This window comes from Spirosoma horti, from assembly GCF_054776595.1.
The window spans coordinates 1-25,115 of sequence record NZ_BAAHBQ010000004.1 but is presented as its reverse complement, the minus strand read 5'-3'; the positions used below and the strand labels follow the sequence as shown (position 1 = coordinate 25,115).

At 46.7% G+C, this 25,115-nt stretch carries 21 protein-coding genes, 1 tRNA gene, 1 rRNA gene and 2 pseudogenes; 12 read left to right on the top strand and 13 right to left on the bottom strand.

Annotated features, from left to right (window positions below; translation table 11 throughout):
- Window positions 1-249 precede the first annotated feature (249 nt).
- Both ACYVAM_RS11730 and ACYVAM_RS11725 read right to left on the bottom strand, forming a co-directional pair.
- Window positions 250-498, bottom strand: coding sequence for a hypothetical protein (locus ACYVAM_RS11730; protein WP_461067121.1), 249 nt, complete (start codon window positions 496-498; stop codon window positions 250-252).
- Between the two features lie 85 nt (window positions 499-583).
- The gene (locus ACYVAM_RS11725; RefSeq protein ID WP_461067119.1) at window positions 584-871 is read right to left on the bottom strand and encodes a hypothetical protein; all 288 of its coding nucleotides are present in this window, start codon (window positions 869-871) and stop codon (window positions 584-586) included.
- A gap of 379 nt (window positions 872-1,250) precedes the next feature.
- Here ACYVAM_RS11725 and ACYVAM_RS11720 point away from each other — a divergent pair, with 379 nt between their 5' ends.
- A complete protein-coding gene (locus ACYVAM_RS11720; protein WP_461067117.1) occupies window positions 1,251-1,568 on the top strand; it encodes a hypothetical protein in 318 nt (105 codons plus the stop codon).
- Window positions 1,569-1,597: 29 nt separating this feature from the next.
- On the opposite strand, the gene ACYVAM_RS11715 is transcribed toward ACYVAM_RS11720, so the two are convergent.
- Both ACYVAM_RS11715 and ACYVAM_RS11710 read right to left on the bottom strand, forming a co-directional pair.
- Entirely contained in the window at window positions 1,598-2,113 is a 516-nt protein-coding gene (locus tag ACYVAM_RS11715; RefSeq protein ID WP_461067115.1) for a hypothetical protein, read from the bottom strand.
- A 195-nt stretch (window positions 2,114-2,308) separates the two neighbouring features.
- A pseudogene (locus ACYVAM_RS11710) lies at window positions 2,309-3,534 on the bottom strand (IS3 family transposase).
- 462 nt (window positions 3,535-3,996) lie between these two features.
- Here ACYVAM_RS11710 and ACYVAM_RS11705 point away from each other — a divergent pair.
- Window positions 3,997-5,589 (top strand): choice-of-anchor Q domain-containing protein, encoded by a 1,593-nt coding sequence (locus tag ACYVAM_RS11705; protein ID WP_461067113.1) that lies wholly within the window; start codon window positions 3,997-3,999, stop codon window positions 5,587-5,589.
- 1,582 nt (window positions 5,590-7,171) lie between these two features.
- On the opposite strand, the gene ACYVAM_RS11700 is transcribed toward ACYVAM_RS11705, so the two are convergent.
- On the bottom strand, window positions 7,172-7,315 hold the full coding sequence (locus ACYVAM_RS11700; RefSeq protein ID WP_461067112.1) for a hypothetical protein: 144 nt from the start codon (window positions 7,313-7,315) through the stop codon (window positions 7,172-7,174).
- A gap of 153 nt (window positions 7,316-7,468) precedes the next feature.
- On the opposite strand from ACYVAM_RS11700, the gene ACYVAM_RS11695 reads away from it, so the two are divergent.
- From ACYVAM_RS11695 to ACYVAM_RS11675, 5 genes and pseudogenes are all read left to right on the top strand, one after another.
- Window positions 7,469-7,705, top strand: coding sequence for a S24 family peptidase (locus ACYVAM_RS11695; protein WP_461067110.1), 237 nt, complete (start codon window positions 7,469-7,471; stop codon window positions 7,703-7,705).
- A 20-nt stretch (window positions 7,706-7,725) separates the two neighbouring features.
- Window positions 7,726-7,938 (top strand): LexA family protein, encoded by a 213-nt coding sequence (locus ACYVAM_RS11690; RefSeq protein WP_461067108.1) that lies wholly within the window; start codon window positions 7,726-7,728, stop codon window positions 7,936-7,938.
- Window positions 7,898-8,314 (top strand): annotated as a pseudogene (locus ACYVAM_RS11685) (Y-family DNA polymerase); the annotation flags it as partial. The gene ACYVAM_RS11690 and the pseudogene ACYVAM_RS11685, both read left to right, overlap by 41 nt.
- Window positions 8,315-8,500: 186 nt before the next feature.
- The gene (locus tag ACYVAM_RS11680; protein ID WP_461068314.1) at window positions 8,501-9,205 is read left to right on the top strand and encodes a DinB/UmuC family translesion DNA polymerase; all 705 of its coding nucleotides are present in this window, start codon (window positions 8,501-8,503) and stop codon (window positions 9,203-9,205) included.
- A 227-nt stretch (window positions 9,206-9,432) separates the two neighbouring features.
- Entirely contained in the window at window positions 9,433-10,563 is a 1,131-nt protein-coding gene (locus ACYVAM_RS11675; protein WP_461067106.1) for a hypothetical protein, read from the top strand.
- 378 nt (window positions 10,564-10,941) lie between these two features.
- Here ACYVAM_RS11675 and ACYVAM_RS11670 read toward each other — a convergent pair whose 3' ends face one another.
- On the bottom strand, window positions 10,942-12,390 hold the full coding sequence (locus ACYVAM_RS11670; RefSeq protein WP_461067104.1) for a hypothetical protein: 1,449 nt from the start codon (window positions 12,388-12,390) through the stop codon (window positions 10,942-10,944).
- Window positions 12,391-12,574: 184 nt separating this feature from the next.
- On the opposite strand from ACYVAM_RS11670, the gene ACYVAM_RS11665 reads away from it, so the two are divergent.
- Window positions 12,575-12,700 carry a hypothetical protein gene (locus tag ACYVAM_RS11665; RefSeq protein WP_461067102.1) on the top strand — a complete coding sequence of 42 codons (126 nt, stop codon included), beginning with the start codon at window positions 12,575-12,577 and terminating at the stop codon, window positions 12,698-12,700.
- Here ACYVAM_RS11665 and ACYVAM_RS11660 read toward each other — a convergent pair.
- From ACYVAM_RS11660 to ACYVAM_RS11645, 4 genes are all read right to left on the bottom strand, one after another.
- A complete protein-coding gene (locus tag ACYVAM_RS11660; RefSeq protein WP_461067100.1) occupies window positions 12,686-12,844 on the bottom strand; it encodes a DNA/RNA non-specific endonuclease in 159 nt (52 codons plus the stop codon). The two genes, ACYVAM_RS11665 and ACYVAM_RS11660, sit on opposite strands and share 15 nt — an antisense overlap.
- Before the next feature lie 381 nt (window positions 12,845-13,225).
- Window positions 13,226-13,298 (bottom strand) — tRNA-Gly (locus ACYVAM_RS11655).
- A 55-nt stretch (window positions 13,299-13,353) separates the two neighbouring features.
- Window positions 13,354-14,625 carry an adenosylmethionine--8-amino-7-oxononanoate transaminase gene (bioA, locus tag ACYVAM_RS11650; protein WP_461067098.1) on the bottom strand — a complete coding sequence of 424 codons (1,272 nt, stop codon included), beginning with the start codon at window positions 14,623-14,625 and terminating at the stop codon, window positions 13,354-13,356.
- 66 nt (window positions 14,626-14,691) lie between these two features.
- Window positions 14,692-15,204 carry a KdsC family phosphatase gene (locus ACYVAM_RS11645; protein WP_461067096.1) on the bottom strand — a complete coding sequence of 171 codons (513 nt, stop codon included), beginning with the start codon at window positions 15,202-15,204 and terminating at the stop codon, window positions 14,692-14,694.
- Between the two features lie 47 nt (window positions 15,205-15,251).
- Here ACYVAM_RS11645 and ACYVAM_RS11640 point away from each other — a divergent pair, with 47 nt between their 5' ends.
- The 3 genes from ACYVAM_RS11640 (at window position 15,252) to ACYVAM_RS11630 (ending at window position 18,649) form a co-directional block, all read left to right on the top strand.
- Complete coding sequence (locus ACYVAM_RS11640; RefSeq protein WP_461067094.1) at window positions 15,252-16,688, top strand: methyltransferase RsmF C-terminal domain-like protein; 1,437 nt, start codon at window positions 15,252-15,254, stop codon at window positions 16,686-16,688.
- Window positions 16,685-17,722, top strand: coding sequence for an alpha/beta hydrolase (locus ACYVAM_RS11635; RefSeq protein ID WP_461067092.1), 1,038 nt, complete (start codon window positions 16,685-16,687; stop codon window positions 17,720-17,722). The genes ACYVAM_RS11640 and ACYVAM_RS11635 overlap by 4 nt, the downstream gene beginning before the upstream one ends.
- Window positions 17,723-17,833: 111 nt before the next feature.
- Window positions 17,834-18,649 (top strand): enoyl-ACP reductase FabI, encoded by an 816-nt coding sequence (locus ACYVAM_RS11630; RefSeq protein ID WP_461067090.1) that lies wholly within the window; start codon window positions 17,834-17,836, stop codon window positions 18,647-18,649.
- 83 nt (window positions 18,650-18,732) lie between these two features.
- Here the strand turns inward: ACYVAM_RS11630 and ACYVAM_RS11625 are convergent, their stop codons facing one another.
- The 3 genes from ACYVAM_RS11625 to ACYVAM_RS11615 all read right to left on the bottom strand — a co-directional run bounded on the left by ACYVAM_RS11625 (window position 18,733) and on the right by ACYVAM_RS11615 (window position 24,190).
- Window positions 18,733-19,755 (bottom strand): alkaline phosphatase D family protein, encoded by a 1,023-nt coding sequence (locus ACYVAM_RS11625; RefSeq protein WP_461067088.1) that lies wholly within the window; start codon window positions 19,753-19,755, stop codon window positions 18,733-18,735.
- A gap of 122 nt (window positions 19,756-19,877) precedes the next feature.
- Complete coding sequence (locus tag ACYVAM_RS11620) at window positions 19,878-22,967, bottom strand: AAA family ATPase (protein ID WP_461067086.1); 3,090 nt, start codon at window positions 22,965-22,967, stop codon at window positions 19,878-19,880.
- Window positions 22,964-24,190 carry a metallophosphoesterase family protein gene (locus tag ACYVAM_RS11615; RefSeq protein WP_461067084.1) on the bottom strand — a complete coding sequence of 409 codons (1,227 nt, stop codon included), beginning with the start codon at window positions 24,188-24,190 and terminating at the stop codon, window positions 22,964-22,966. The genes ACYVAM_RS11620 and ACYVAM_RS11615 overlap by 4 nt, the downstream gene beginning before the upstream one ends.
- Window positions 24,191-24,909: 719 nt before the next feature.
- Between ACYVAM_RS11615 and ACYVAM_RS11610 the strand changes: the two genes are divergently transcribed.
- Window positions 24,910-25,115: ribosomal RNA gene (locus tag ACYVAM_RS11610) — 16S ribosomal RNA — on the top strand; the annotation flags it as partial.

The window sequence follows — 25,115 nt, the reverse complement described above, 5'->3', positions numbered from 1 at the left end:
TGAATGCTTATTTTGGCTTGGTATAGATGAGGATTGTGAAGCTGTGATCAAAACACTATAGGTTAGATTGTAGTCCCCGTCTGGTTAATGACCGTTCGGGGATTTTTTATTATCGGTGTAGAGGATATTCTGAGCTGTTGACCAATGAATTTCTCTCCTAAGGACTAGCCCGTACGGATGGGCATTCGTGGTACGGGTTTGAGCAGAATAAGTAGTACTTAATTCGGACAGCCGACAGATTAAGCTACCTCAAACAAACATACGTTGTTCAGAAGCGGTCTCTCTGGTTGTCAAACACGCTAATACTAGCCGGGCAAACGCTACTTTGTCTGATTTTCGATACTGCCTTGGATCTGGTATGCCGGAGGGCGCTTTAAACTCCTGACTAACCTGTTGACAGGCTGTCCAGAGGCTGGGATTCATTTTTATTTTATACTGCTGGATCGGCGTTTTCTCCGCAAACCAAAAGTTAATAACATTCCGTTCGGAAACCTTCATAACGGTACTCATATACAATGAATCATTTAGAAAGAGTAAATAGGGAATCGATGTGCACGGATCTGGTCAAACTGAGCCGTCAGCCTTATTGGTGATGGATAAGCGAGCCACTTTCGCCAGTGATCGATTGGCCTAATAGGTGTTGCCACTCAGAGGCTAATTGGTAAATGGGAGATGATATGATTTGACCGTCGAAAGCGTCCAAGGGCAGACTAATGGGATGTCCATTGTCGATGAGCTGGGCATAAATGATTGTTTTGCCGGTTGAGGAAAGATGGCTTAATACATCCAACGCAAATTCCATGTTAGTAAACCACCAGGAAAATTCTTTTGGTTGCCCCAAATCATCTACTGCCGTAAAGTATAATATCATAAGTATTTTGGCTGAGTACGTGCAAAATTATATACTGCATTTTCTGTGCCAACTTTATCTATTTATCGGTAACTAATAGTTTATGAAAATTTAATATTGTTAAATAGTAAGATTTAATTAATCGGCCTAGTAGCGACCTTGTGCTTAAATTAATTGACTAGCAGTAGGTTATCAGATAATAATGTCAAGATGTACTAACAAAACGCTGGTTTTTAGCTTTATTATTTATAAAATCCAGGCAGGCCAGGCACTTAATTCTTAGTATGAAGCAAAGCGGATTGTATACGTATAGGTTTATCCAATTAATAGATAATCATATTTTGTTAACTTGCTATTTGTAATTTAGCTAACGAAATCACACCATAATCTCATTGACTTTGTGACTAGCTACCGTAATGTTAATAAAATGGATATAAGAGCCAAAAAGGGAAAGCACTATCTGGAAGAACGTAAACAGCAGCTTGAATATAATATGGCTACCAGCCGTCAGTTTTTGAGTTTCTTTGAGTCAAGACTTCCCGAGGGATATAGCGAGCAGAATCAGACTACCTTTAAAACAGAACTACAGAATCAGTTTGCTCAGTCAGCATATAGTCATAAGCAATTGATCGCGCTACTTGAGACATACCATCAGGAAGTCATGAAATCGTTAGCTGAATACGATAAGAAAAGGTCTGAAAAGCCTGGCTCTATGTAGAGGCAATCCGGGGTCTGTTGACTTGACGCTTATATTTTTTTTAACTCTATGGTGAGTGTGAAGCCGGGGTCATTGTTATCCAGACTGCTTTTGTACCCCTTATCGATCGCTAAGCTTAGTGTAATCTGCTCGCCATCAACAGCAACATCATATTGAGTCGTTTTGCCAATATCGTCTACCACCAGTGTATTGGTTTGTAATGACCATCTATCACCATAGTGCAGTCCTGTTGCTTCCGTCAGGTCATTGTTCTGTTCACACCCAGCCGGTTTGTTAAAGCTTACCCAACCGGTTGGGTCAAACTGAATCGTAGCATCACTCAGACAAGGGGATGAACCGGAGGAGTCTGCATACATAGCCATCACATCTTCTCCAGCCTGAACAGCCGGGCTGATGCGAATAGCGGTAATGGCATAATAGCCTGCTAGATTGAAACCAGTAGACAAAGGCGGTGGAATATAAGCAACGTTGGACTGACAGCTCAACCCAATCAATAGTAGCCCCAGAAGCATGGTTGTATGCCAGCGGCTGGGTATGTTTAGCATAGATTGACCTCTCATGGAATTAAAAAATAGGAGCAAGTTCTGACAACTTAGTGTTTATATAAATCCACTTTTGTATAAACATGGGGTATAATCTATTAATTAACAAATGAGTACCCTAATTAATGTGTTAATCCATTCTGCCCATACATGGAGCATATGACCGATTGGACTTGCAACAAAATACTGGACAAATCCTTAAGCAACATTTAGCAGTTGCCCATTATAATAGTCAAAAGGGGAAAGGTAACCCAGCGCCGAATGCCTTCGCTGGCGATTGTACCAAATCTCCACGTATTCAAATATTGACTACTTAGCAATCGCCCGGCTTTGAAAAACTTGCTGATAGACCAGCTCTAAGTTCAGCGTCTTAAAAAACTTTCCGCTACGGCATTATCCCATCGGACCGCCGACGCGGCAGTTTCCTTTCCCGCTCATACTCTGCAAAACCGTCGGGTGTTTTTTAGCAAGCCCGTAAACGCATGACAGGCATACTGAACTCCCCGGTCAGAATGAAAAATGAGTTTACCTTCGATAGGGCGGTTTTTAACAGCCATTTTCCAGGCAGGAATAGTCGTTTCAGCCGCTTTCATTGATGTACTCAATGACCAGCCTATAATTCTGCGATCATACAGATCCATGACAATCGTCAAATATAGTCAGCCCTCATTTGTACGGATGTAGGTTAGATCGGATACCCATGATTGGCCCGGTTTTATCGGATTGAACTGGCGATTTAAGTGATTTTCTGCTACTGGGTAGTCATGCCTTGAATCCGTAGTGGTGACCACACATTTTTTCTGAATGACGCTTTTCAAATTAGCCTTCTTCATCAGTCTGGCTATACGGGGCCGGGATACGATTACACCTTGAGCGACAAGGTCATGGGTAATTTTCGGACTGCCGTATCGACCTTTACTGCTGGTAAATGCGGTGTTTATTAACACCAGAATAGCCTTATTTTCTTTCGCTCTTTTGGCAGGTCGTTGGGCTAACCAATAATAATAGCCACTTCGGCTCACTTGTAGCACTTTGCACATCCGCACCGGCGGACCGGTCTCAACGGGGAACACACTTTGGTGAGCCTTTATAAATCCGAATATTTCCCACGGTCCGCCGCGCGGTCGCTCCTGGAGAAGATGCCGACCGCCTTTTTTAAGATATCGCGTCGCTTCGGCGATCCGATCTAATTCGGCCTGTTTAAGCTCCTTTTTCAGCCGTACTATTTCTTGTTGTTCTTGACTAACTTGGGCCCGGCTACCGGATCCGGTGTTTTGAGAAGCCACTCGTTCCCGGCGCCATCGGGTTAGGATCTGTGGCGTAATGCCCAATTCATCAGCGGTCACTTTCAGAGAGCCTTTGGCATCGGCCAACTCCACGGCCATTCGTTTAAATTCCTCGTCGTACTGCCTCCTGGTTTTAATAGTTCACTAAGTTAGATCATGTTTAACTTAATGTCCAGTTAAAGGTAGCAGGTCCACCTCTTACTCAAAAGCCAGGCTGTCATACGGCCTGGCTTTTCCATGCACAGCGCTACGGCTGCCAAAAAGTTGATGAGTTACTTAAAATCTACTGTTTGCTTTAGCTTCTTTAAGCTCTGTATTGGATTATGATCAAAGAAAAACGTATGACCGTATGGGCTAAGAAAGGCGAACTTAAGCAAGCCTTGGATGTTCATCCCCGACACCGCTAAGTTTATAAAGCAACGGCAGCATATATGTTAATGGCATCAAGCAAAGCAGTACGCAGTTGGCTCATGATAAATTAATCGTTACTTCGGCTGATGACTATAATCAGTTAACGCTGTTTCTTTTATACCTACATTGAATTAAAAGGATACATGAATCTTAACTATTATTGCTTTTAAATATCCGTTGTGTGTTTACATGAAGAAAAATCTACCCTTGTCTCTTATTACATTTAGCATTTGGCTTTGCACCACCATCATGCTTAAGCTAGCTGCTCAACCGCTTATATATGTAACACCGGATGGTGCAGGAAATAGATCAGGCTCATCCTGGATTGATGCTTTACCAGGAAGTCAACTCCAGAGTCGATTAGCTATGGCAGTAGCAGGTACTCAGATATGGGTTGCTAATGGCGTATATAAACCAACGGGCAATACCGATAGGACAATAAGTTTTACAATGCATAATAAAGTCGCATTGTATGGTGGATTTGTTGGTAATGAGACTAGCTTAAGTCAACGCCCCCTTATCAATCTGTCATCGCCAAGTAGCAGTACACTTAGTGGGGACATTGGTACAATAGGTAACGACGAGGATAATAGTTGCCATGTCATCAAGAACATAGATTTAGACAGCACGGCTGTTCTGGACTGTTTTGTGATCACGCGAGGGAATGCATCTATTTTCCAAATTGACTCTTATGGAGGAGGTATATTGAATAACGCATTGGGGGAAGGCCATTATTGTAGTCCAACGATTCGTAACTGTCACTTTATCAATAATCAAGCAAGCTCAGGAGGAGCCGTTAATAATTACGCTCCAAACTCAGGAAAGAGTAATCCTGCTTTTATCAACTGTTCTTTTAGCTATAACACAGGGGGGGCAGTCACTAATATAGGAAGAGACGGTGGAGAAAGCAGCCCGCAGTTCATTAATTGTCTGTTTAGCCACAATACATCTCCTAATAGTGGCGGAGCTATGAGCAATAATGGGAGCTACTCGGGCAAAGCTAGTCCTTCATTGATTAATTGTGCCTTTAGTCAGAATAGTGCAATCTTTCAAGGAGGGGCCATCTATTTCACATCTGAATATGGCGGAGACTCTAGCCCTCAGTTTTATAATTGCAGCTTTAGCCGAAATACAGCGTCTCAATCGCAGGGAGGAGCCATCGCTTTTGAAGACAATAAAGGAACGGCAAAACTCATATTTACAAATTGTATAGTTTGGGGTAATTCATCCCCTCGTGGTACAACCCCTGGTATAAAGGAGCCATTAGCTCCCCTAACTTATACTTATTCTGACATTCAGCCCAATGTTGGCAATGCTTCTGTTCGCCCAGGCGTAGGCAACATCAGTATAGACCCAATATTTGTCGATGCCGGCTCGGATAACTTACAGCTAAAAGCCGACAGCCCCTGTATTAACACAGGCACTCCAACTGCCGATACAATGCTAGTGAAAGCCACTGACTTAGCGAGTAACAAACGAATCAATGAAGGACGGATCGATATAGGGGCTTACGAATTTATAGGTGGTACTTGTTCTGGCCCTCTTTTTACCCTTCGAGATGGCTCCTGGAATGATCCAACAATCTGGTCTTGTGGCCGCCTGCCAACTAGTCTAGATAATGTCGTCATCCAACCCACTCACACTGTGCTTTTGGATTCTACTATGGCCGAAGCGGTATGCCACAACTTAGAGATATTAGGCACTTTTTCAATGCAAGGGTGCTCTATCTTAATCAATGATACTCGAATTACAGTTGATCAGGATGAAATAATGACTAAGTAATTTAAAAGTGGGCACAAGCTAAGAGAAGGCTTCTCCAGCCAGCATGAGCGATACGATGGGCAATTCGAAGGGTCCTCTTGGCATACGAAGTGGAAACTGATTAAGCTCAATGGTTACTTATAGTTACTTTTTTCATGATGTTAAGATGATTTAGACTCTTAAGATGGCCAAACCTAGATGTTTGTTGATTTGATTGATCCTAAGCATACTATCTGATTGAATGGATAAGGGCCGTAAATCCGTGCAGGAAGTGTAGGAAATGCAGGAAAAAACAAATCTTTTTATCTTTTCTGCCTTCCATGTTACTTCTTCCAAGTCATGCGTCTAACCTATGTAATCGGAATCGCCTGGCTCCCTGAGTTGGGCATTTTCGTTTCGTAGCGGCCGATCTGGAAATGTGAAAACCGCTTATTAGCCAATTCCCGGGTGCGAATAGTACGAAAAGTCCTAAACTGCTTCAAGCTAGGCTAAACTTCATAATCTGCCTTTTTATAAATTTTATCCGCAGGGCAGAGGGATATCGAAAAACATGTTTCGAAAAAGGGGGTATAGGGGGGCAATCGCACCTTGATTACTAAAGTTAGGATAAAGCCCTTTTAGGTGCTGATTTAAGTCAGTTTAGTAAGTTAATTAATGCACTTTAGTGTGCTATCCGCAGGTGAATAATTGGAGAAGATAATAACTGAGGAGTGACTTGATGAAGGGGTGTAGAGGGATGCTTACAGAGCTATAGGCTGACCACGTGAATTGGAAGGGTAGGTCAAAAAAGTGTCTCTATACGCTGATTTAAGTTAAATGGGTTAATTAATTAACGTCTTATATAGTGGATCTGATTAAAGAAAAAGCACCCTTACAGGTGCCTATTTCGGTTCGTACGTTGAAGCGGGTCAGAGCAAAACGGAGCTAGTTATTTCGTGCCTTTAAGTTCTGTCCGAACAAATACGTTTAGCTCATTCAGTAACTCATTGACTCTATTATCCACGACTGAATAATACTGTTTAGTCATTTTGTATCTGGACTTTTCGCGTAATTCAAGATTATGTGGGGAAGGCGAAACGGTATAAAAATTGGTGAGCGTAACCCTGTAGAAACCGTCGAAGCACTCAACACTAACCGCATAGTTTGTAGTTGGCCAGAATAAGGTGGTCTTGGTGTCTCTAAGCATAGGTCCTATTGTGCCTGACGATATTATGTCACCCAGCATATTATCTCCAATATTTAAGGCATTTGTGGGCACTGGAATCTTGGCTGTTGTTGCTGGCCCAATATAAACTGTCCGAGTTGAATGGAACGCGGTTCAGCGTCTAACTTGTCTAAAGATATCTTCTCGGCTTGCGTTTACTTTAGATGTTGTTTGGTAACTAATTCGTCCATATTGCATAGGCATTATGCCCAAAACTTTTCCGCTTTCAATCTCTGCTGGAATAAACGAGACACAACTAGTTAACAAAAGGGGAAGTGTGAATAATAGAATGTATTTCATTTTCGATGTGGTTTAAGGCCATAAAGAATGATAATTATACTGTGCACCTAGTGGGGATTTACTGAGCGGTATTCAGAACGCAAACTCAACGCTTACACCTTAGGCTACCCCGTCCGCCACCTTCTTCACTAGTTCGCTCGATACAATGGCAATCATGCCGGTATCTGCTTTTATTTTGAGCTTACCCCCATCAGTCCAGCCGATTACTGTTCCTGAATAATAGCCACGCTCGTATCCTTTCATTATTCGTGTAACTCGGACTCTATCTCCTGGTGAAATGACCATTTTCATACCCGTTGTATGTTTGCATAAAAATTGTTTCAATATACTATAGTTGTGATATATATATATATAACAAAACTATAGTATAGCGGTTCTTGCATTTTTAGAGCTGCTATGATCGATAAACTTGACGCCATTCCTTTAGAGAATATAACCCGAGTAAACCCTACTGAACGGCTGTTGATTCCGTTGTATTCCTCAATGGTTCAGGCAGGATTTGCCTCTCCGGCCGAAAACTACATTGAGCAGCGCTTAAACTTACAAGACCTGTGTGTACCTCATCCAGAGACCGCCTACTTTGTCAAGGCTGTAGGTGAGTCCATGATTGGAGATTACATCTATCCCGCTTAATCCTGGTCGTTGACTCCCGGATGCCTGTCGAGACCGGTACGGTGATCGTGGCTTGGGTCAACGGAGAATGCTGTGTCAAGCGCTTCATTCGGCATGGCAAGATGATTACCCTCGAATCTAGTAACGAGAAATACGCACCGATCTATGTCCATCTTGACCGCGATCAGTTCACTGTACTAGGTGCCGTTACTTATGTCGTTTCTAAACCACCTAAGTATGTACGCCCTCGTTGATGCGAACTCTTTTTACTGCTCAGCAGAGCGGAGCTTTAACCCGGCCTTGGAAGGTAAGCCTGTCATTGTGCTGTCTAATCGGGACGGGTGCGTGGTGGCTAGATCAGACGAAGCCAAGGCGCTGGGAATCAAAATGGGTCAGCCATTCTTTGAAACTAAGGAACTTCGCGAGCAGCATGACATTGCTGTGTTTTCCTCAAACTATACGTTGTAGGGTGATACCTCCTCCCGCTTGATGAGCGTCCTGAATCAGTTTGTGGAGGATGTAGAGGTATACTCCATCGATGAAGCTTTTCTACAGGTCAATGGCTATGAGGGTTTATGTCCGAATTACCAAAGCCTGGGACAATCGATTCGAGATACGGTGAAGCAATGGTTACGGCTGCCTGTCTGTGTCGAGTTCGGACCAACTAAAACACTGTCCAAAGTTGCCAATCGACTCGCCAAGACGCGTCCTGAACTGGAAGGGGTATGCGTATTGGATACAGTTGAGGCCATTCGTCAGGCATTGGAAGAGCTTCCAGTGGGGAATCTATGGGGCGTTGGCGGGCGCTATGCGGGTATGCTTAAACGGAATGGAATCGTCACCGCTGCACAATTGAGGGATGCACCAGACGACTGGATACGGCAATTTATGACCGTCAATGGCTTGCGGTTAGCTCACGAGCTGAGGGGGACACCTTGCAAGCTACTGGAGCTAAGCCAGCCTGCCAGGAAAAGTATTTGTTCAGAACCGGGCTTTGGGCAGCTCGTTCCAGACCTGGAGACGTTGACTGATGCCTTAACGTCCCATTTGTCGCGCTGCTGCGAAAAGCTGAGAAGACAGGATTTACTTTGCGGAAGTATCACAGTTTATCTGAAGACCAATCGATATAGAAAAACACCCGGCAATGGTCTTCCTGCCAAGCCCTATTACAACAGCGTTACGGTCGAACTACCTCATCCAACCAGCAGCACCCCAGCTTTACTTAAGTACGCCATCAGTGGGCTTGCGTCCATCTTTGCGTTTGGCTACAATTATCAGAAAGTGGGCATCATGCTAACCAATTTAGTGCCGTTTCACTACCGGCAGAAAGGGCTGTTTGTTGAGGGACCCAATGAGAAAATGATCCAACTCTCTGCGGTAGTTGACAAACTTAACCATCGCCACGGAAAGGATAAGTTACGACTGGCCAGTCAGATGTATAATCCCGATTGGCCCATGAAGCTAGCCTATTTATCGCCTAGGTATACTACGCGATGGGAGGATATATTGGTGGTTGGATAATCGGATAAGGCCTTAAAGGCCACTGTATACGACGGCATATTCAGTGAGATTAAATACCTTTCATTTTATTATTCCCGTTCCTTTTAGGCTTTGGTTGTGGATAGAAATGAAACTAACCATTTGTTATAAAATTTTGCAACCTCAGGCTACCTTTCATAAATTGGCTATATGCCGATGTATGGATAGTATGTAAGGCGGACTATTAGTTAATTAAGAGAAGGTCAGACATGAATTATACAGTTAAAAGGCCAATAAAGGTTGTTCATAAGTCTAAAACCTCGGGTAAGAAGGCATCATACAGCGCAAAAAATGCACCTAAGGGTTCGGTAACAGACGATGCCTCAAGTGTTGAAGATAGCGATTCCGAAAGCGAAGAGGTCGTTGTAACAAAGAAGCGGAAGACTGGTCCTACGGCAAGCTTTGCCGCGAAGAAAAAGAAAGCAATTAGCGATTCTGATAGTAGTTCAGAGAGTGAATCTGAGAGTGAACGTGAAAAGGTATCAAAGCCTAAACGTCCCAATTTTAAAGGAAAAGTTAAAACCCTCGGAATTGATGGGTTTAATCATGCAACAGGTCATAATGTGAGCCATAGTCAAAATCTTACCAATTTTAATGCGGCAGTACCTCACCGCATGGACTGGTCGAGTTTACGTGACAATACCATGAAATATGTGAACGGGGAAGAAGAAAAAGAAGATTTTTTACGTTGGACAGATCGTTTTTTGACTGCATCGAGGAAAAAAATTAATCTTCTTAGACGCTCACGTGAAAAAGTCGATAAAAAAATCAAAGCTAGAGCCAAAAGGAAAGCCAAAGTTAACTCTAAAGTAGAGATCAAAGCTGGACATAAAGCACGGATAGATCGTATTGATCGGATGATAGAAGCGCACAAGAAAGACAATAAAGCCTTGGAAAAGGACCGTAATGCACTAATTAAAGCGGTGGAGAATAGATCATCGACTCTTAATGAGAGACAAAACGCAATGAACAAGTTCTTGAATACACTGAACAGTTTTTATGCTAATGTGCCTGATATTGGACCGCATAACGGGGTTAACTTACAGGTGTCAAACCGGCCTCATCTCAACGTGGCCGAAGATGGAAGCATGAGCCCAATGAGTGAGCAATTGGGGAATATGAGTCCTGGAAGACTGAACTCCTTTCCCTTTTCTGCTGATGGTGAAAGCGTGATGTCGACTTCTGGAATTTTAATTTTTAGAGATATTGTAATTGATCAGTTCGGAAGTTTTGCGCCACACTTTAAGAATATAAAGAAGATGCAAAATCTTACAGAAAAGACCTTTGATAAAGACAATGGCTTTGTAGATAAGATGAGTGAGGACGAAGAGGATGATTAAACTTGACCTAAATAGTCACATTATCTATTCTATTTTCGATAACCCTTTGCACAACCTCTGCCACATTTGATAATAAGTTATATCCTGTCTGCTTTTCCACTTCATCAACACTTATCCGGTAGCCTAACCAAGGCTGTTCACCTACGGCATTTGTGTTTGGCATCCAGACCGCAATAACCCGAGTCTGAGCGTTTATACGGTTTACATCATCCGATCCCCACCCGCAACACCACGATCACCTTCCAAAGGTCAGCAGGGAGGGCCCGTTCGTCACTGGGTATGCTTACAGTTCTTTACTTATCAATATATCCATGCTAACTATTTTCAGTATACGTTTAAAGACAGACACTGTGTTAGTACTAGGACTAAAATAGCTGGCTACTGCTTAACCCAGCGGAGCAGACTAATTTTCCCCATTTGATCCTGTACCCGAATCAGGTATAATCCTGCTGGCTGGCCATTTCCTTCCCAGGCCCACCGATCCACAGCTTGCTCAAATACTTTCTGATGCATCAATCCGCCAGTAAGGGAATAAATATGGACCGAACTTATGCCCACTTTGTGCTCCAAAACCATTGGCCCCCAACTCGGATTTGGTGACAGCGTTAATTCGTCTAAGGATTCGGTGCCGATTCTTACGGCAATGATGGATGAATATGAGAACATTCCATCCTGGTCCACCTGCCGAAGCCGATAGTACCAAATGCCTGAAGACAGCTTGTCATCAAGGAAATTGTAATGTTGAGCCTTATCGGTAGTACCTTGGGCTTCCAATCGTCCAATAGCCTCAAAGCTTTTGGCATCCCGACTGCGTTCCACCAGGAAATGGCTAGCCCCCCTTTCCCAGGCCGTTTCCCACGTTAGGCGTGCGGTACTACCATTTTCTTTACCTTGAAAAGTCACCAGCGAAACGGGTAATGGATTGTTGTTATATAAGATTGTTCCTCCATCTCCAACAAGTACCCACCGCCCTTCATTATAGCTAACGTCAACCAGCGCTGGATAATTTTGGGGTGGTTTTAGTGTTGACCAATTAAGTCCGTCAGATGAGGTTTTTGTATACCGATTTTCCCCTACCCCCATCCATAGCCCGTCACCAAAAGTTATTGATTTTATTTTACCTTCCCGTTCACTAAGAATTTTATCTTGCCAATTAATTCCATCTGGAGAAGTGGAAGCAGTTATGTATGGGCCAAAAGTAGAAAGCATTACCCACCGTCCACCTCCATAACGAACCTTGATATAGTTAGCATTGCTTATACTATTGCTTTCCCAAGTGATTCCATCTGTAGATGTTTGAAACCGACTTCCATAAGCACTTGCCCACTTGCCATTGCCATAGACGATACTTACCGCAGGTGTTCCCCGGGCCGTCCAAATAATACCATCCGGCGAGGTCAGCGTGCCCTCAGAGGAGACGACAATCCACTGTCCTGCTCCGTAGCTAATATCATTTAGAAAGGCTGTCGTACCTGCATTTTGAGCCGTCCAGGTAATTCCATCCGGTGAGGTCAAAATCGTTCCGTTATTACCAATTACAATCCATTGTCCCCCTCCATAGCTGATGGCATTCAATCTAGCCCTTGTACTCGAATTACGAGTAGTCCAAGTGATACCGTCAGGGGAGGATAGAATTGTGCCGTTCTCACCAACAACTAGCCACTGCCCCCCTCCGTAAATAACAGCGGTCAAATTCTCAGTTGTATTTGATACCGCCTTGGCTTGAGCTAGACTATCAGTACATGTACTCAGCCACAAAAAACTCAGCAGTGCCAGATACCATAAATAGCATTTCGCTGTATAGAACAAAGTAGAAGGTAGTGTCATAAAGAGACGATTTGGCAGATATATAAAAAATGAAAAGGCTTAAGCTAAGAAATTGACTAGTATAATTTGTGGACTTAATAATGTTCACCACAAAACATACCTTTTCTAAAAAAATACTCTAGCCCTAAATGAAATAGGTAAATGTTTGATGAATCAATGAAGCAAGAGATTGTGACAAAAAATAATGACAATGCTAGCAGAGATGGCCACGGTCGAAGCCGGTGTTCGTGTAATCAGCATGCCGGGCCTGATACCAGATGGAGGCCAAAGCATGATCTGGGATGAAGTTACCGGCCTAGCGGGTGGCTGATCCCTTCCAGGCGGTGCTTAGATGCCAGCTGCACCAATTGGCGATGCCGGTGGATTGATTGTAGGAAAGTGAATAGGTAGAGCGGTTGATCAGGTAAGCGTTCGGGCTGGACTCCGATGATTTCGCTCCATCAGGATTACTCATCGCCATATTATCATCACGAGTCGGCGTTGTGTTGACCTGTATAGTATAGGTACACTTGGCTGCTTACATTGGTCGAGTGAAAGAATTAAGAGGACAGCAAAGCAAATTCGGTAGATAGGGCGCATATCAAGGGGGACTGGTTTTAGCTGTGTAAGAAGTGTAGAAATTGTTACGGCCCTAGAATCGATTAGTTGCCGATAAAATAATTTTTAAAGCGTACAGCCAATTCCTGGACTCTACTATCTACCATAAAATAGCCTGTAAACAGCTTAGAGCAATCATACAAATGTTGTACCTAGAGTTGTACCTAAGCCAAAATAATAAAGAAAAAAACCGGCCAGCATCGCTGCTAACCGGTTACTTTTCATGGGCTTATGGGTGAGCGGGAAATGGGGTTCGAACCCACGGCCTGCAGCTTGGGAAGCTGCCGCTCTACCAACTGAGCTACTCCCGCGTCGATTGGTGAACAAAGGTGTGCGATTAAATTTAAAATGTCAAGTGCTAGATAGTCAGATAGTTGTTAACAAGGCTTCAATTTGAGCATACGCAAAGGTAAGTTGCTCGGTTGTGGTGCAATACGGGGGCATCAGGTATAATACGTTGCCTAATGGACGCATCAGAATACCCCGGTCAAGCAGGAAAGTATAGGCAGTATCGCGAATGTTATTAAAATAGGAAGTCTGCTCGCCAACGCTCAAATCGAAAGCAAGCAACGTGCCGTGTTGCCGAATGGTATCGACAGAGCTATACGTAGCCAGCTGTTTCGCGAAATTCGCGTGGCTTTGCGTGATACGCTGGATGTTTGCCTGCGTTTCAGGTAAAAGAAGCAGATCCATGCTGGCGAGTGCGGCCGTGCAGGCTAACGGGTTCGCCGTAAAGGAATGCCCATGAAAAAGTGTCTTGTGCTTGTCGGTAGACAGAAAAGCGTCGTAAATAGGGGCAGCACAAGCCGTAACACCCAGGGCCATAGTCCCGCCAGTCAGCCCTTTCGATAAACACATGAGATCTGGCTTCTCATTCAGATGATCGGAGGCAAACAGCTTGCCCGTCCGTCCGAAACCGGTCATCACTTCGTCGGCAATGATAAGAGCCCCTTTGCTACGGGCCAGTTTAATTAGTTTATCCAGCACGCCCGGTTCATACATGACCATACCGCCCGCGCCCTGCACGAGTGGCTCGGCAATAAACGCGGCTACTTCACTGGTAAACAAGGCTTCTGCCTGGTGCAGAACGATTTCTTCCTGCCCTGGTACGGGGACGGGTAAATAGTCGACGTCGAACAAAAAGGGGACGAAGGGCGCCGTGAACGCACTGCGGCCACCAACTGCCATAGCCCCGAAGGTATCCCCATGATAGGCATTCTCGAAGGCAACGATTCGTTTACGGGGCATTCCTAAATTATGCCAGTATTGGAACGCCATTTTCAGCGCCACTTCTACCGCCGTGGATCCGTTGTCCGAATAAAACACCTTCGACTGGTTCGGGGGGAGAATGGCCAGAAGTCGCTCGGCTAATTCAACGGCGGGTTGATGGGTGAAACCGGCGAAGATGACGTGTTCCAGAATCTGGAGTTGTTCGGATACCCGTTTGGCGATGTGTGGATGGGCATGACCATGAATGTTTACCCACCAGGAGGATATCATATCCAGGTATTCACGGCCATCCGAACCATAGAGTATAGAGCCATTGCCCCGAATAATTGGAATAGGCAAGGGGGCCGTTTGCATTTGCGTGAACGGGTGCCAAATTACAGCCTGATCGCGTTCGGCTAAGTCATTCATGAACGGTCAATTCTTATGAAAATAGTTGAGAAGTTTTTTAGCGTAGTTGAATTGAAGAGAATTCTTTTACAGATTCCATTTTCCCTGTGCTTTCATGACCTGTTCGATCACATCGCGCACGGCGCCACGACCACCGACATTCGGCGATATGTATTGACAAACAGCCTGAACCTCATCAACGGCGTCGGCCGGGCAGGTACTTAAAACGCCGGAACGGTTCAGGATGTGGTAATCCGGCAGGTCATCGCCCATGTATAGAATTTCGGCCTCGTTGAGGCCGTCACGGGCAATATAACCCAGGTAAGCATTTACTTTTTGGTCGGAGGGCCCACCCATGAAGATGTCTTTGACGTTCATCGAGGTTAACCAGTTCCGGAGCCCATCGGCATTGGCCGCCGAGATGATACCAACTCGAAACCCGGCCTTTAGTGCCTGCTCAATAGCGTAGGTGTCGCGGATAAAGACGTTTCTAAACCGTTCACCGGATGCCAGCAGTGAGACACCACCATCGGTCAGTACGCCATCTATGTCGAAAATAAAGGTCTTGATCTGTTTGAATTGCTCTTGTGTACGAGTCATGTTGCAAGTTTAGTGAAAACCGCCCGACAGTTGCGTATTTTTGTCAGATGACAACACACAAGCCCGTTCCGACCGATGGTTCCCCGGCTGGATTTGGATGGCCCCCGGCGTTTTTGAACCAAATGCAGTCGCAGTTGGGCGCGGAGTTTACCGAGTTTGAGGCCGCGTTAGGGCAACCGACGCCCGTGAGTATTCGCATGAACCCACGGAAGGCGGCTGATCCGGGCTACAACACAACGAATCTGGTACCAGTACCTTGGTGTCCGCAAGGGTTTTACCTGCCCGAACGGCCAAGTTTTACGCTCGATCCGCTGTTTCAGGCGGGAGCTTATTACGTGCAGGAAGCGTCTTCGATGCTGTTATATGAGGCACTGCGGCAAAGTGTTAACCTCAGCCGTCCGCTGCGGGTGCTGGATTTATGCGCGGCTCCCGGCGGAAAAAGTACATTGCTGGCATCGGCACTGCATCCCGATAGTTTGCTGATCTGTAATGAAGTGATTCGCAGCCGGGTGTCGGTGCTGCGCGAAAATATGGATAAATGGGGCTATCCGAATGTGGTGATCAGTAACCATGACCCCGACGATATGCCCAATCTGGCCGGTTTTTTCGACGTCGTGCTGGTCGATGCGCCCTGTTCCGGCGAGGGGCTTTTTCGGAAAGATCCCGATGCCATGCAGGAATGGTCGGAAGCGAGCGTCGACTTATGTTCAGCCCGGCAAAAACGGATTCTGGCCGCGGCTGCCCCCTTACTGGATACGGGTGGTGTGTTGATTTACAGTACCTGTACCTATAATGAGACCGAAAATGCCGAGAACGTCCGCTATCTGACCGAACATGGGTTTCGCAATCGGCCGCTGGTACTTCCTGCCGACTGGAACGTCGTAGAGAAACAGGCGGGTGATCCCGAAACGGGCGATGCTGTTGGCTACCAGTGTTATCCGCACCGGGTGCGGGGCGAGGGTTTTTTTATCAGTGTTTTTCAGAAAACGTCGTTCACGGCGGTGGTGAAACTGGATGCTCGTACTTTTCGGACTATCCGGGCGCTGCGTCCGCGTGAAACGGCATCGGCCGCAAAATGGCTTGAGAATCCTGCTGACTTTTCGCTTTGGGAGAAGCCCAATGGCGATGTGATGGCGCTGCCAAAAGCCCTCGAAAAAACGTTTCTGTTTCTGGACAGTGCCTTGAAAAGCAAGGGGTTCGGGCTGGAGATGGGTCAGTTTAAGGGGCAGGATTTTATTCCATCGCACGCGCTGGCGCTCAGTACGGCGGTCAATCAACAACTCCCCGGACTTGAACTGAGTAAGGAAGATGCGCTTCGGTACTTTAAGAAAGAAAACCTGGTGTTCGATGAACCCGTTAAGGGCTGGTTGCTAGCTCGTTATCAGGGAATGAATCTGGGTTGGGTCAAAGGGGTTGGCACGCGCGTCAATAATTACCTGCCCAAAGACTGGCGAATCAGAATGGACATAAAAGAATACGTATGAAACGGTTTTTCCTCATTGCAGGCCTGATAGGGGCTGTTCTTGTTGTCGGGTATCTGCTTGGGCCAACGGCCCATTCGGACAGCGTAAAAGAAGAAAACGTGACGCTCGATCCTAGTCTGGTAAAACTGGAGCAGAGTATTGCTGAGTCAGAGCGAAAGGCCAATTTACGTCCCGATAATGAAGCCCGCATCGTGTGGGCCGACAGCCTGCATAAAGTCAAAACGCCGTATAGCATCGTATACATACCGGGTTTTTCGGCAAGCTGGGCCGAGGGCGACCCCGTTCATAAGCAGATCGCGGCTCATTTTGGCTGTAATATGTACCTTGCCCGTACGGCCGAACACGGCGTGAACTCACCTGATGCTTTGCAGAAGCTAACCCCATCGACCTATGCCGCGTCGGCGGAGCGGGCCTTGGCCATAGGGAAATCATTGGGCGATAAGGTCATTGTGATGGGTACATCGGCCGGGGGAATGCTTGCGCTTTATCTGGCCGCTCATCATCCCGAAATAGATGGGTTGATCTTGTATTCGCCCTGCATCGCTACGGCAAATCCGGCGCTCAAACTCGTTACTGGCCCCTGGGGAAAACAAATTCTGGATCAGGTTTTTCAGGGTGAGCACGTCGTCAATACAATCTATAAAGGTGGGCGTGCCCGGTATTGGCTGCCGCAGTATCATACCAACGGGCTGATTACGTTGCAAACGATGCTCGACCAGTTCATGACGCCCGAGCAGTTTCGAAAAGTGAAACAGCCGGTCTTCATGGCGTATTATTATAAAGACGAGGATCATCAGGACAAAGTGGTATCAGTACCCGCCATGCTGGCGATGTATGACGAACTGGGAACGCCAGCGGATAAGAAGCAGAAAATGGCTTTTCCAAACGCAGGCGAACACGTGATTGCCTCACACTTTACCTCCCATGACTTAAAGGGCGTTTATGGCGCCACCGAAAAATTCATGACGAGTGTTTTAAAATTACCATCAGCTCCAGTATCGACGCCGACGCTTGCCCTTGGCGATAAAAAATAACCTAACTTTGGCGCAATTTAGGAATGGTGAATTTTGACTTACTGGTACGCCAGCTCGGTGAAACGCCAGCTTAGTCATCATTTATCATTCATCATTCATCATTAGAGACACATGGCTTACGGATTACTGAAGGGAAAGCGTGGCATCATATCCGGTGCCTTAGACGAAAAATCAATCGCCTGGAAGGTCGCCTTAAAAGCGAAAGAAGAAGGCGCTACGTTCACGCTAACCAACGCACCGATTGCGATGCGTATGGGAGCTATCAAACAACTGGCTGAACAGTGCGAAGCCGAAATCATTCCGGCCGATGCTACATCAGTAGACGATCTTGAGAACCTGTTTACCAAATCAACCGAGGTATTGGGTGGTAAAGTCGATTTTGTGCTGCACAGCATCGGCATGAGCCCAAACATCCGTAAGGGAAAAGCCTACACCGATCTTAACTACGACTGGTTCAAGCAGAGCATCGATATTTCGGCGCTGTCATTCCATAAAATGATGCAGACGGCCTATAAACTGGATGCCATCAGTGAATGGGGTTCGGTGGTTGCGCTGACTTACATGGCGGCCCAGCGGACGTTTCCATTCTACACGGATATGGCCGATGCAAAGGCTGTTCTGGAATCCATTGCCCGTAGTTTTGGCTATCGGTATGGCAAGTCGCACAAAGTGCGGGTGAACACCATTTCGCAATCACCCACGCCGACAACGGCTGGTGGCGGCATTGGCGGCTTCGATAAATTCTATGATTTTGCCGACAAAACGGCCCCACTGGGTAATGCCACGGCCGACCAGTGTGCCGATTATTGCATTACAATGTTCTCTGACCTGACCCGTATGGTCACGATGCAGAACCTATACCACGATGGTGGTTTCTCGATGACCGGAATTTCAGAAGAAGTAATGGCACTGGTTACGAAAGAATAAAGAAGGAGAAACAAAAAGAAGAACGGGACCAAGGAGTTGCATAAGCATCGTCCTTGGTCCCGTTCTTCTTTTTGTTTCTATCGCTAAAAGTTTATTTCCTGCGTTAGGTACGTTGCCTGCTCATCGCCATTGATGCGGACGGTAGCTTTTACTGGCGTAGCCTTCCAGTCGATGGTGATCAGACCATAATTAAGCTTGGAAATAATGGGGCCAACTCGGTGGCGGTTGGCTTCTTCGTGTGGGGCCGATACGTGAGTAAGGCCACTACTGGTGATGTCGAAGAGATCATAGCCAAGGCCCGGCACATTTACTTTCGAGACTTCGGCCATGTGCCGGTCGCCACTGATGAAAACAGCACCTTTGGGTTTGGTTTTGGCGATCAAATCCAGCAGTCGTTTGCGGGCCGTAGGGAAGTTGGCCCATTTTTCATAGACATGTTCTTCGGGCAACACCTGCACACCGCTACCAATAATATGCACATCGGCATCCGATTTGGCGAGTTGCTGCTCCAGCCATGTCCACTGCGCTTCACCCAGCATATCGCCCGCTGGGTCGGGCACGTTGGCTTTCCCGTCTTTCTTTAATGGGTCACGGAAATAGCGGGCATCCAGCAAAATCACCTTTACCCGTTGTCCTTTCGGACCGTAGGTATGGGCGGAGTAACCACCTTCCTGCGTGCGTAAGGAGTTGGTTGCTGGCACGTCCAGAAAATCCAGCATCAGTTGCTGACTTTCTTTCCGCTTTGGATATTCCTTGCCCCCATCGTTAACCCCGTAATCGTGATCGTCCCACACGCCAATAATGGATGTTGACTGGCGTAATTGCTGATAGACCGGATTCGCTTTTTGTTTGGCGTATTTTGTCCGCAGCGTATCCATTACTTCAGAATCACCGTAAATGTTATCACCGAGCCAGATCCAGACGTCCGGCTTCTGAGCTACAATGTCATCCCACAACGGTTGAGGGCGTTTCTGATCACTACACGAGCCAAAGGCGATCTTGGTGACAGGATTTTGTTGCGCTACTGAAGCTGTGCTCGACTTGGGCGTGCGGCATCCAGCCAACGCTATACTACCGAGCAGGCCGAGTGTAACAAGTTTTTTCATACGTATGCAGTTGGTTAGTCGGTCGCAAATGTAGACAAGGCGGCTTGTTTGGCGGGCCACTTCAAGATTTGTTAATACTAGCAGTGGGGCTACCCTACATACAACAACCCATTCTCATTTGTTTACCCCTCCCAACTGCGGATAATCCGGCTGCCGTTCTCGGTCGATTCTGCCCGGATAAAGTTGTCTACTTCCTGTTGCAATTCTTCCACGTGCGAAATGATCCCGACTACCCGGTTTTCGGAACGGAGTGCTTTCAGAGTTTTAAAGACCGTTTGCAGGGAATCTTTGTCGAGTGTGCCGAACCCTTCATCCAGGAAAAACAGGTTCTGTTTGGCTTTTGTCAAGTGCTGAATATTGTCCGACAAAGCCAGGGCCAGAGACAACGCTGCCTGGAACGTCTGGCCACCCGATAGGGTCTTTACACTGCGTACTTCACCGTTGTTGAGATAATCCCGCACCAGAAAATTGTTTTTGTCGTCCAGTTCCAGCCGCAATTGATTATTGGTTAGCTTAAAGAATCGCTCATTGGCCGATTCGCAGAGGTTTTTCAGGTAAACCGACGATACGTAGTTCACGAAGCCCTGCGCCCGGAACATCTCGTCCATTTTCTTTAAATCCTGCTTTCGGAGGTCGAGTTCGTCATGCCGTTTCTGATGTTCCATCTTTTGCTGAAGCTGGCTTTCCAGTGAGGCCAGCACGCTGGTAGCACGGCCGTGTTCTTTGTTCAGCGCATCTTTTTCGGCCTGTAGTGTCGCCAACTGCTGCTGAACCGTTGCCAGTTCGGCCGGCTCGAAGGGCTGTTCGGTTAATTCAGTCTGTAATGTGTCGACTTGTAGTTGGAGGCCGCTTCGCTTTTCGTTGTACTCGTTGATCTGCTGCCGTTCGTGGCTTACGTTCAGGTTGGACTGTAAAATCGGCTTCACTTGCTCACGCGTCAGGCGTTGATCGGCCAGATTCTGCGCGATGGTGGCTTCCAGGGTGTCCAGTTCAGTAGCGACTTCCGTTAATTGATTGCGTAGTTGCTGAATTTGTTCTTCAACCGTTGCCTGTTCTTTTTCGGCTTCGCCCTTCTGCTTCGATGTATCGTCGAAGTGTACTTTAGCCTGACGATAGGTTTTGCTGAGTGACTCCCGCAGGTCGGCAATCTGGTCAAGGCCCCAGTTTTTCACTTCCTCCAGCCGAAAATGTTCCAGCGATTCGGCCGCTGTTTTCAGTTGACCGCTCAATCCGAAAAGGGCATTACCCGCATCGACCACTTTTTTGGTCAGGTCGTTATGGGTCGCTTCGGCTTCGCCAATCAGTTTTTCGAGATCCTGAATTGCTTTTTGTGCGTCTTGAATCTGTTTCTGAGTGTCGCTTTCTTTCTGGATGGCCTTGGTTACATCGCCTTCCTGCTCTTTCGAGAACTCTGGCCACACATAATTATCCTCGTGTTCGGTCAACTGCCGGACAATTTCAGTACGCTCCTGTGTGAGCCGTTTACCGTTTTCGTGTTCGCTCCGCAGTTTTGTCGTTAGCTCCTTGATCGTGAGCTGTAGTTTGCTAGTAACTTCTATTCGCTGAATTACTTTCTGTAAACCCGCTTCGCTACCTTTCACATCAATGGTATCGGCATCGCCTTTATGGCGGTTTGGGTGGTGCGTTGATCCGCAAAGAGGGCACGGGTGCCCTTCATTCAGGGCGTCGGCATATTTTCGTAACTCATCCTGAACGAGAAGTTTCCGGTGTCTGTCCTCACGTTCCTGCCGGGCTTCTTTAAATTTAGCAAGGGCCTCTTCAATGGCATCCGGTAAGGTTTTAAGCGTTAGGTCAGTCCAATCGGGTGGAAAACCCACCAGCGCGTCGTTCTTCTGCTGTTTAAGGTTTTCAATCACCCGGTCATAGTTGTCGACGGCCAGTTGAAGGTCATCGGCCTGCTTCTTCAGGGGTTTATAGGCCGTAAACCAGTTCTTTACTTTATAGAGTCGCTCCAGATCGGACGTCCGCCCGATGCCATTGTCGAGAATAAGCTGGTGTTTGGCGCGGGCTGCCTTGTGGCGTTCAATCAAAATTGCCTGCTGGTCGAGTTGTTTGGTTAGCGTATCGCGGTTGCGGGTTTGCTGGCCAATGGTTTGTTGCAGTGTTCGAATTTGCTGTACCGTATCCAGTTCGTCAATTTTCTGCTGTAGTTCATCGCGGGTTTCGTAAGCCTGTTTGGCGGCCTCATACAAATTGCGCAGGCCAATCAGTCGCTTCGTCATCGAAAGAAGTTGCTGCCGCGCCGTTTGTTCCTGTTCGATCAGTCGGTTTTTGCGGGAATTGAGTTTGTCGAGGCTGATAAAATCGGCCTGGAAGACGAGCAGACAGGTTTCGTAAATAGCCAGTGCCCGTTCCCGTTGCTGATAGAGCGGTGCCCGGTTGAGGACTTGGGTCAGTTCCTGCCGTGTGGATACCAGCGTTTGACTTCGTTTCTGGTTTTCGAGTAATCGTTTTTCGGTAGGAGACAACTCGTTAATTTCGGTTTCCTTCCGGCTCAGTGACTCAGAAACGACAGTAATAGCTGCCTTTGCCTGCTCAATGGCTTCGGGTGTTACGGCTTCCAGGGGGGATAATAAGCCACGAAGTTCGGCCAGTTGGACATCATTGACTTTACTCAGTTTCGTTACCCGAGCCGCCAGATCATACTGGTCGAGCTTGAACAACTGGTTCATCATCTTCGTCCGATCTGTAGGACTCAGCTCCAGAAATTCCCGAAACTGGTTCTGGGGAATGATGATGGTCCGCTTGAAGTTATCGTAGTCCAGCCCAAGAATCTGTTTCGACAACAGCGCCACATCTTCTTTTTCATTGCCAATTGGTTTCCATTCATTATTCTCCCGGATAAACATCCGTCGTTCGCCGGGGCCTATCTCATGGTGCTTTTTGGGGTGGCGTTTCGCTTCGTAAACAAACTTATACAACTGCTGATCGGGACCGGCCTGAAACTGAAAGTCGATGATCAGATGCTTCGATTTCAGATTCATCATGTTGTACGCCTGGTTGTCTTTTGTGTTCAGACGTTCAGTTTTGCCGTATAACGCAAAGCTTATAGCTTCCAGCAGCGACGTTTTGCCACTACCCACCTTCCCGAAGATACCAAAAACACTCGACCCAATTAGCTGCTGGAAATCGATTTCCTGTAAGTCCTGATAGGAATAAAGCCCCTGGATGGACAATTTAATAGGGATCATTCAGGTTCTGTTGCTAAGATCTCACGGAACAAATGCTGTAGCCGTTCGTTGGGCTCCTGCCCTTTATTTTTATTCTTAAAATAGTTTGTGAATAGGGCTTCCATCGGTTGCGTAAGGTCGATGGCTGGAGTTGCTTCTTCCGCCGTCTCCTCCACATCCCGTACATCTGGAATAATCGTCACTAGGAATTCGTGCGCCTGTTGTAATTGCCGACGTTCGTCACTCGTCAGAAACGTTGGCGTTTGCAGGGTTATTTCAGGATAACAGTTCGGGTTTTCCCGTAGCCAATCCACCGCTTCATCCACCCGCTTGAACTTCGGACGCAACAACCGCTTCCCGGTGACGAGGGGAACGGGAGTAACTGTAACGGGTTGCCCGGCTTCAGCCTCAATAAGAACGACGAATTTCTGCTGATCGGCTTCGGCAAAGCTATAGGCCAACGGGCTACTACTATAAACGACCGGGCAAGGCCCACCGCCTATCTGCTGGTAGCGGTGCAAATGCCCCAGCGCCGTGTATTGAATCTGGGGCGGAATCATGTCTGTATAAACAACTGATGCACCACCCACTTGTAAAATACTACGCTCATCGTCCGATTCTTCGGGTTGCTCGCCACCCCGTTTCATGACGAATAAGTGAGCCATTAATAAATTGATGCCCTGCGCATCCATGTACGTATCGGCTAGAGCAGCCCAGTGTTGGTGCAGATGCTGCCGGAGTTCATCATCCAGACTCACCATACCGAGGTACGACCGAAGCCGGGTCTCGTTGGCATAGGGTGTCATGATGATACGAACGGGCGCATCGTGCTTAGGCAGCTTTAACTCAATAAAACCCGGTGCCGAACAAAGCAGTTTGGCGTCACAGCTCAATTCATACGAACGAACCTCGGTTTTTGGGAAACCTGCAAAGATGATTCCGCACTCCCGCCCGAAATGGTCTTGCGCTTCGATCCGGTCCGGATTATCGTGGTTTCCCGCAATGGCCACCACCGTCCGCCGACCATTTGCCGTCAGTTCTTTCAGCGTACTATATAATAGGTCTTCGGCTTTAGGGTCTGGATTAAACGTATCGAACAGATCGCCCACTACCAAAACCAGGTCAACATCTTCCTGATTAGCTACCTGAACGATCTCGGCTAATACATCCCGTTGTTCCTGAAGGCGCTGGAAATCCTGAAGTCGCTTTCCCAGATGCCAGTCTGCGGTGTGTAATATTTTCATTAGATGACAAATTGTATCGGATGAATTGATACAAAAGGAAGATGCAATATAACTCATGGCGCCCGCATAATGGGCAAGAAAACGGCATGAATGGGCTTTTTGCGGTGTTCAGGCCGACACAACCAGGGTGATTGAAAAAAGTTTTAAATTATTTTTATACGGTAACTGATTGAGTGGCCGGGCCTTACCAAATAATCTTTGGGTGTTCTTGATTTATTTTCAGACAGGGTCTTGACATGGGGGCAAAATCCCTCTACCTTTGCACTCCCAAACATCGGGAATGAGTCGAAAACACAAGCGAAAGCCACTGGCTATCAACTCATTAAGTGCAACACCCTGAAAATCAATCGCAAAATTTATTTTCAGATTTACTTGACAAAACAAAAACAGTCTCGTATCTTTGCACTCCCAAACAATGAGGGAAGTTGATGGAAGAGGAATAAGCCACTCATAATCAATCTGTTACCGGGAAAAAGTGAAAAATAAATTTAAAAAATAGTTTCACTTTTACTTGACAATCGGGAAATAAGCAGTACCTTTGCACTCCCAAACAACGAGACACGGTTTAGCTCGACTAAATCACTTCTCAACCACGCTTCGACCAACGGGTCAGGCGCCAAGTTCTTTGACAAACGGTCAGCACAAAACAACTCAACTTCACGACTTCGGTCGTCGGTTGAACAAGACAGTGGTTAGCTAGCCTAACCACACAATTATTTACGATGGAGAGTTTGATCCTGGCTCAGGATGAACGCTAGCGGCAGGCCTAATACATGCAAGTCGAACGGGTCGCAAGGCCAGTGGCAAACGGGTGCGTAACGCGTAAGCAACCTGCCTCATACTGGGGGATAGCCCGGCGAAAGCTGGGGTAAACCCGCACGGTCCGATTGAGTCACCTGGCTTAATGGGTAAACATTTATGGGTA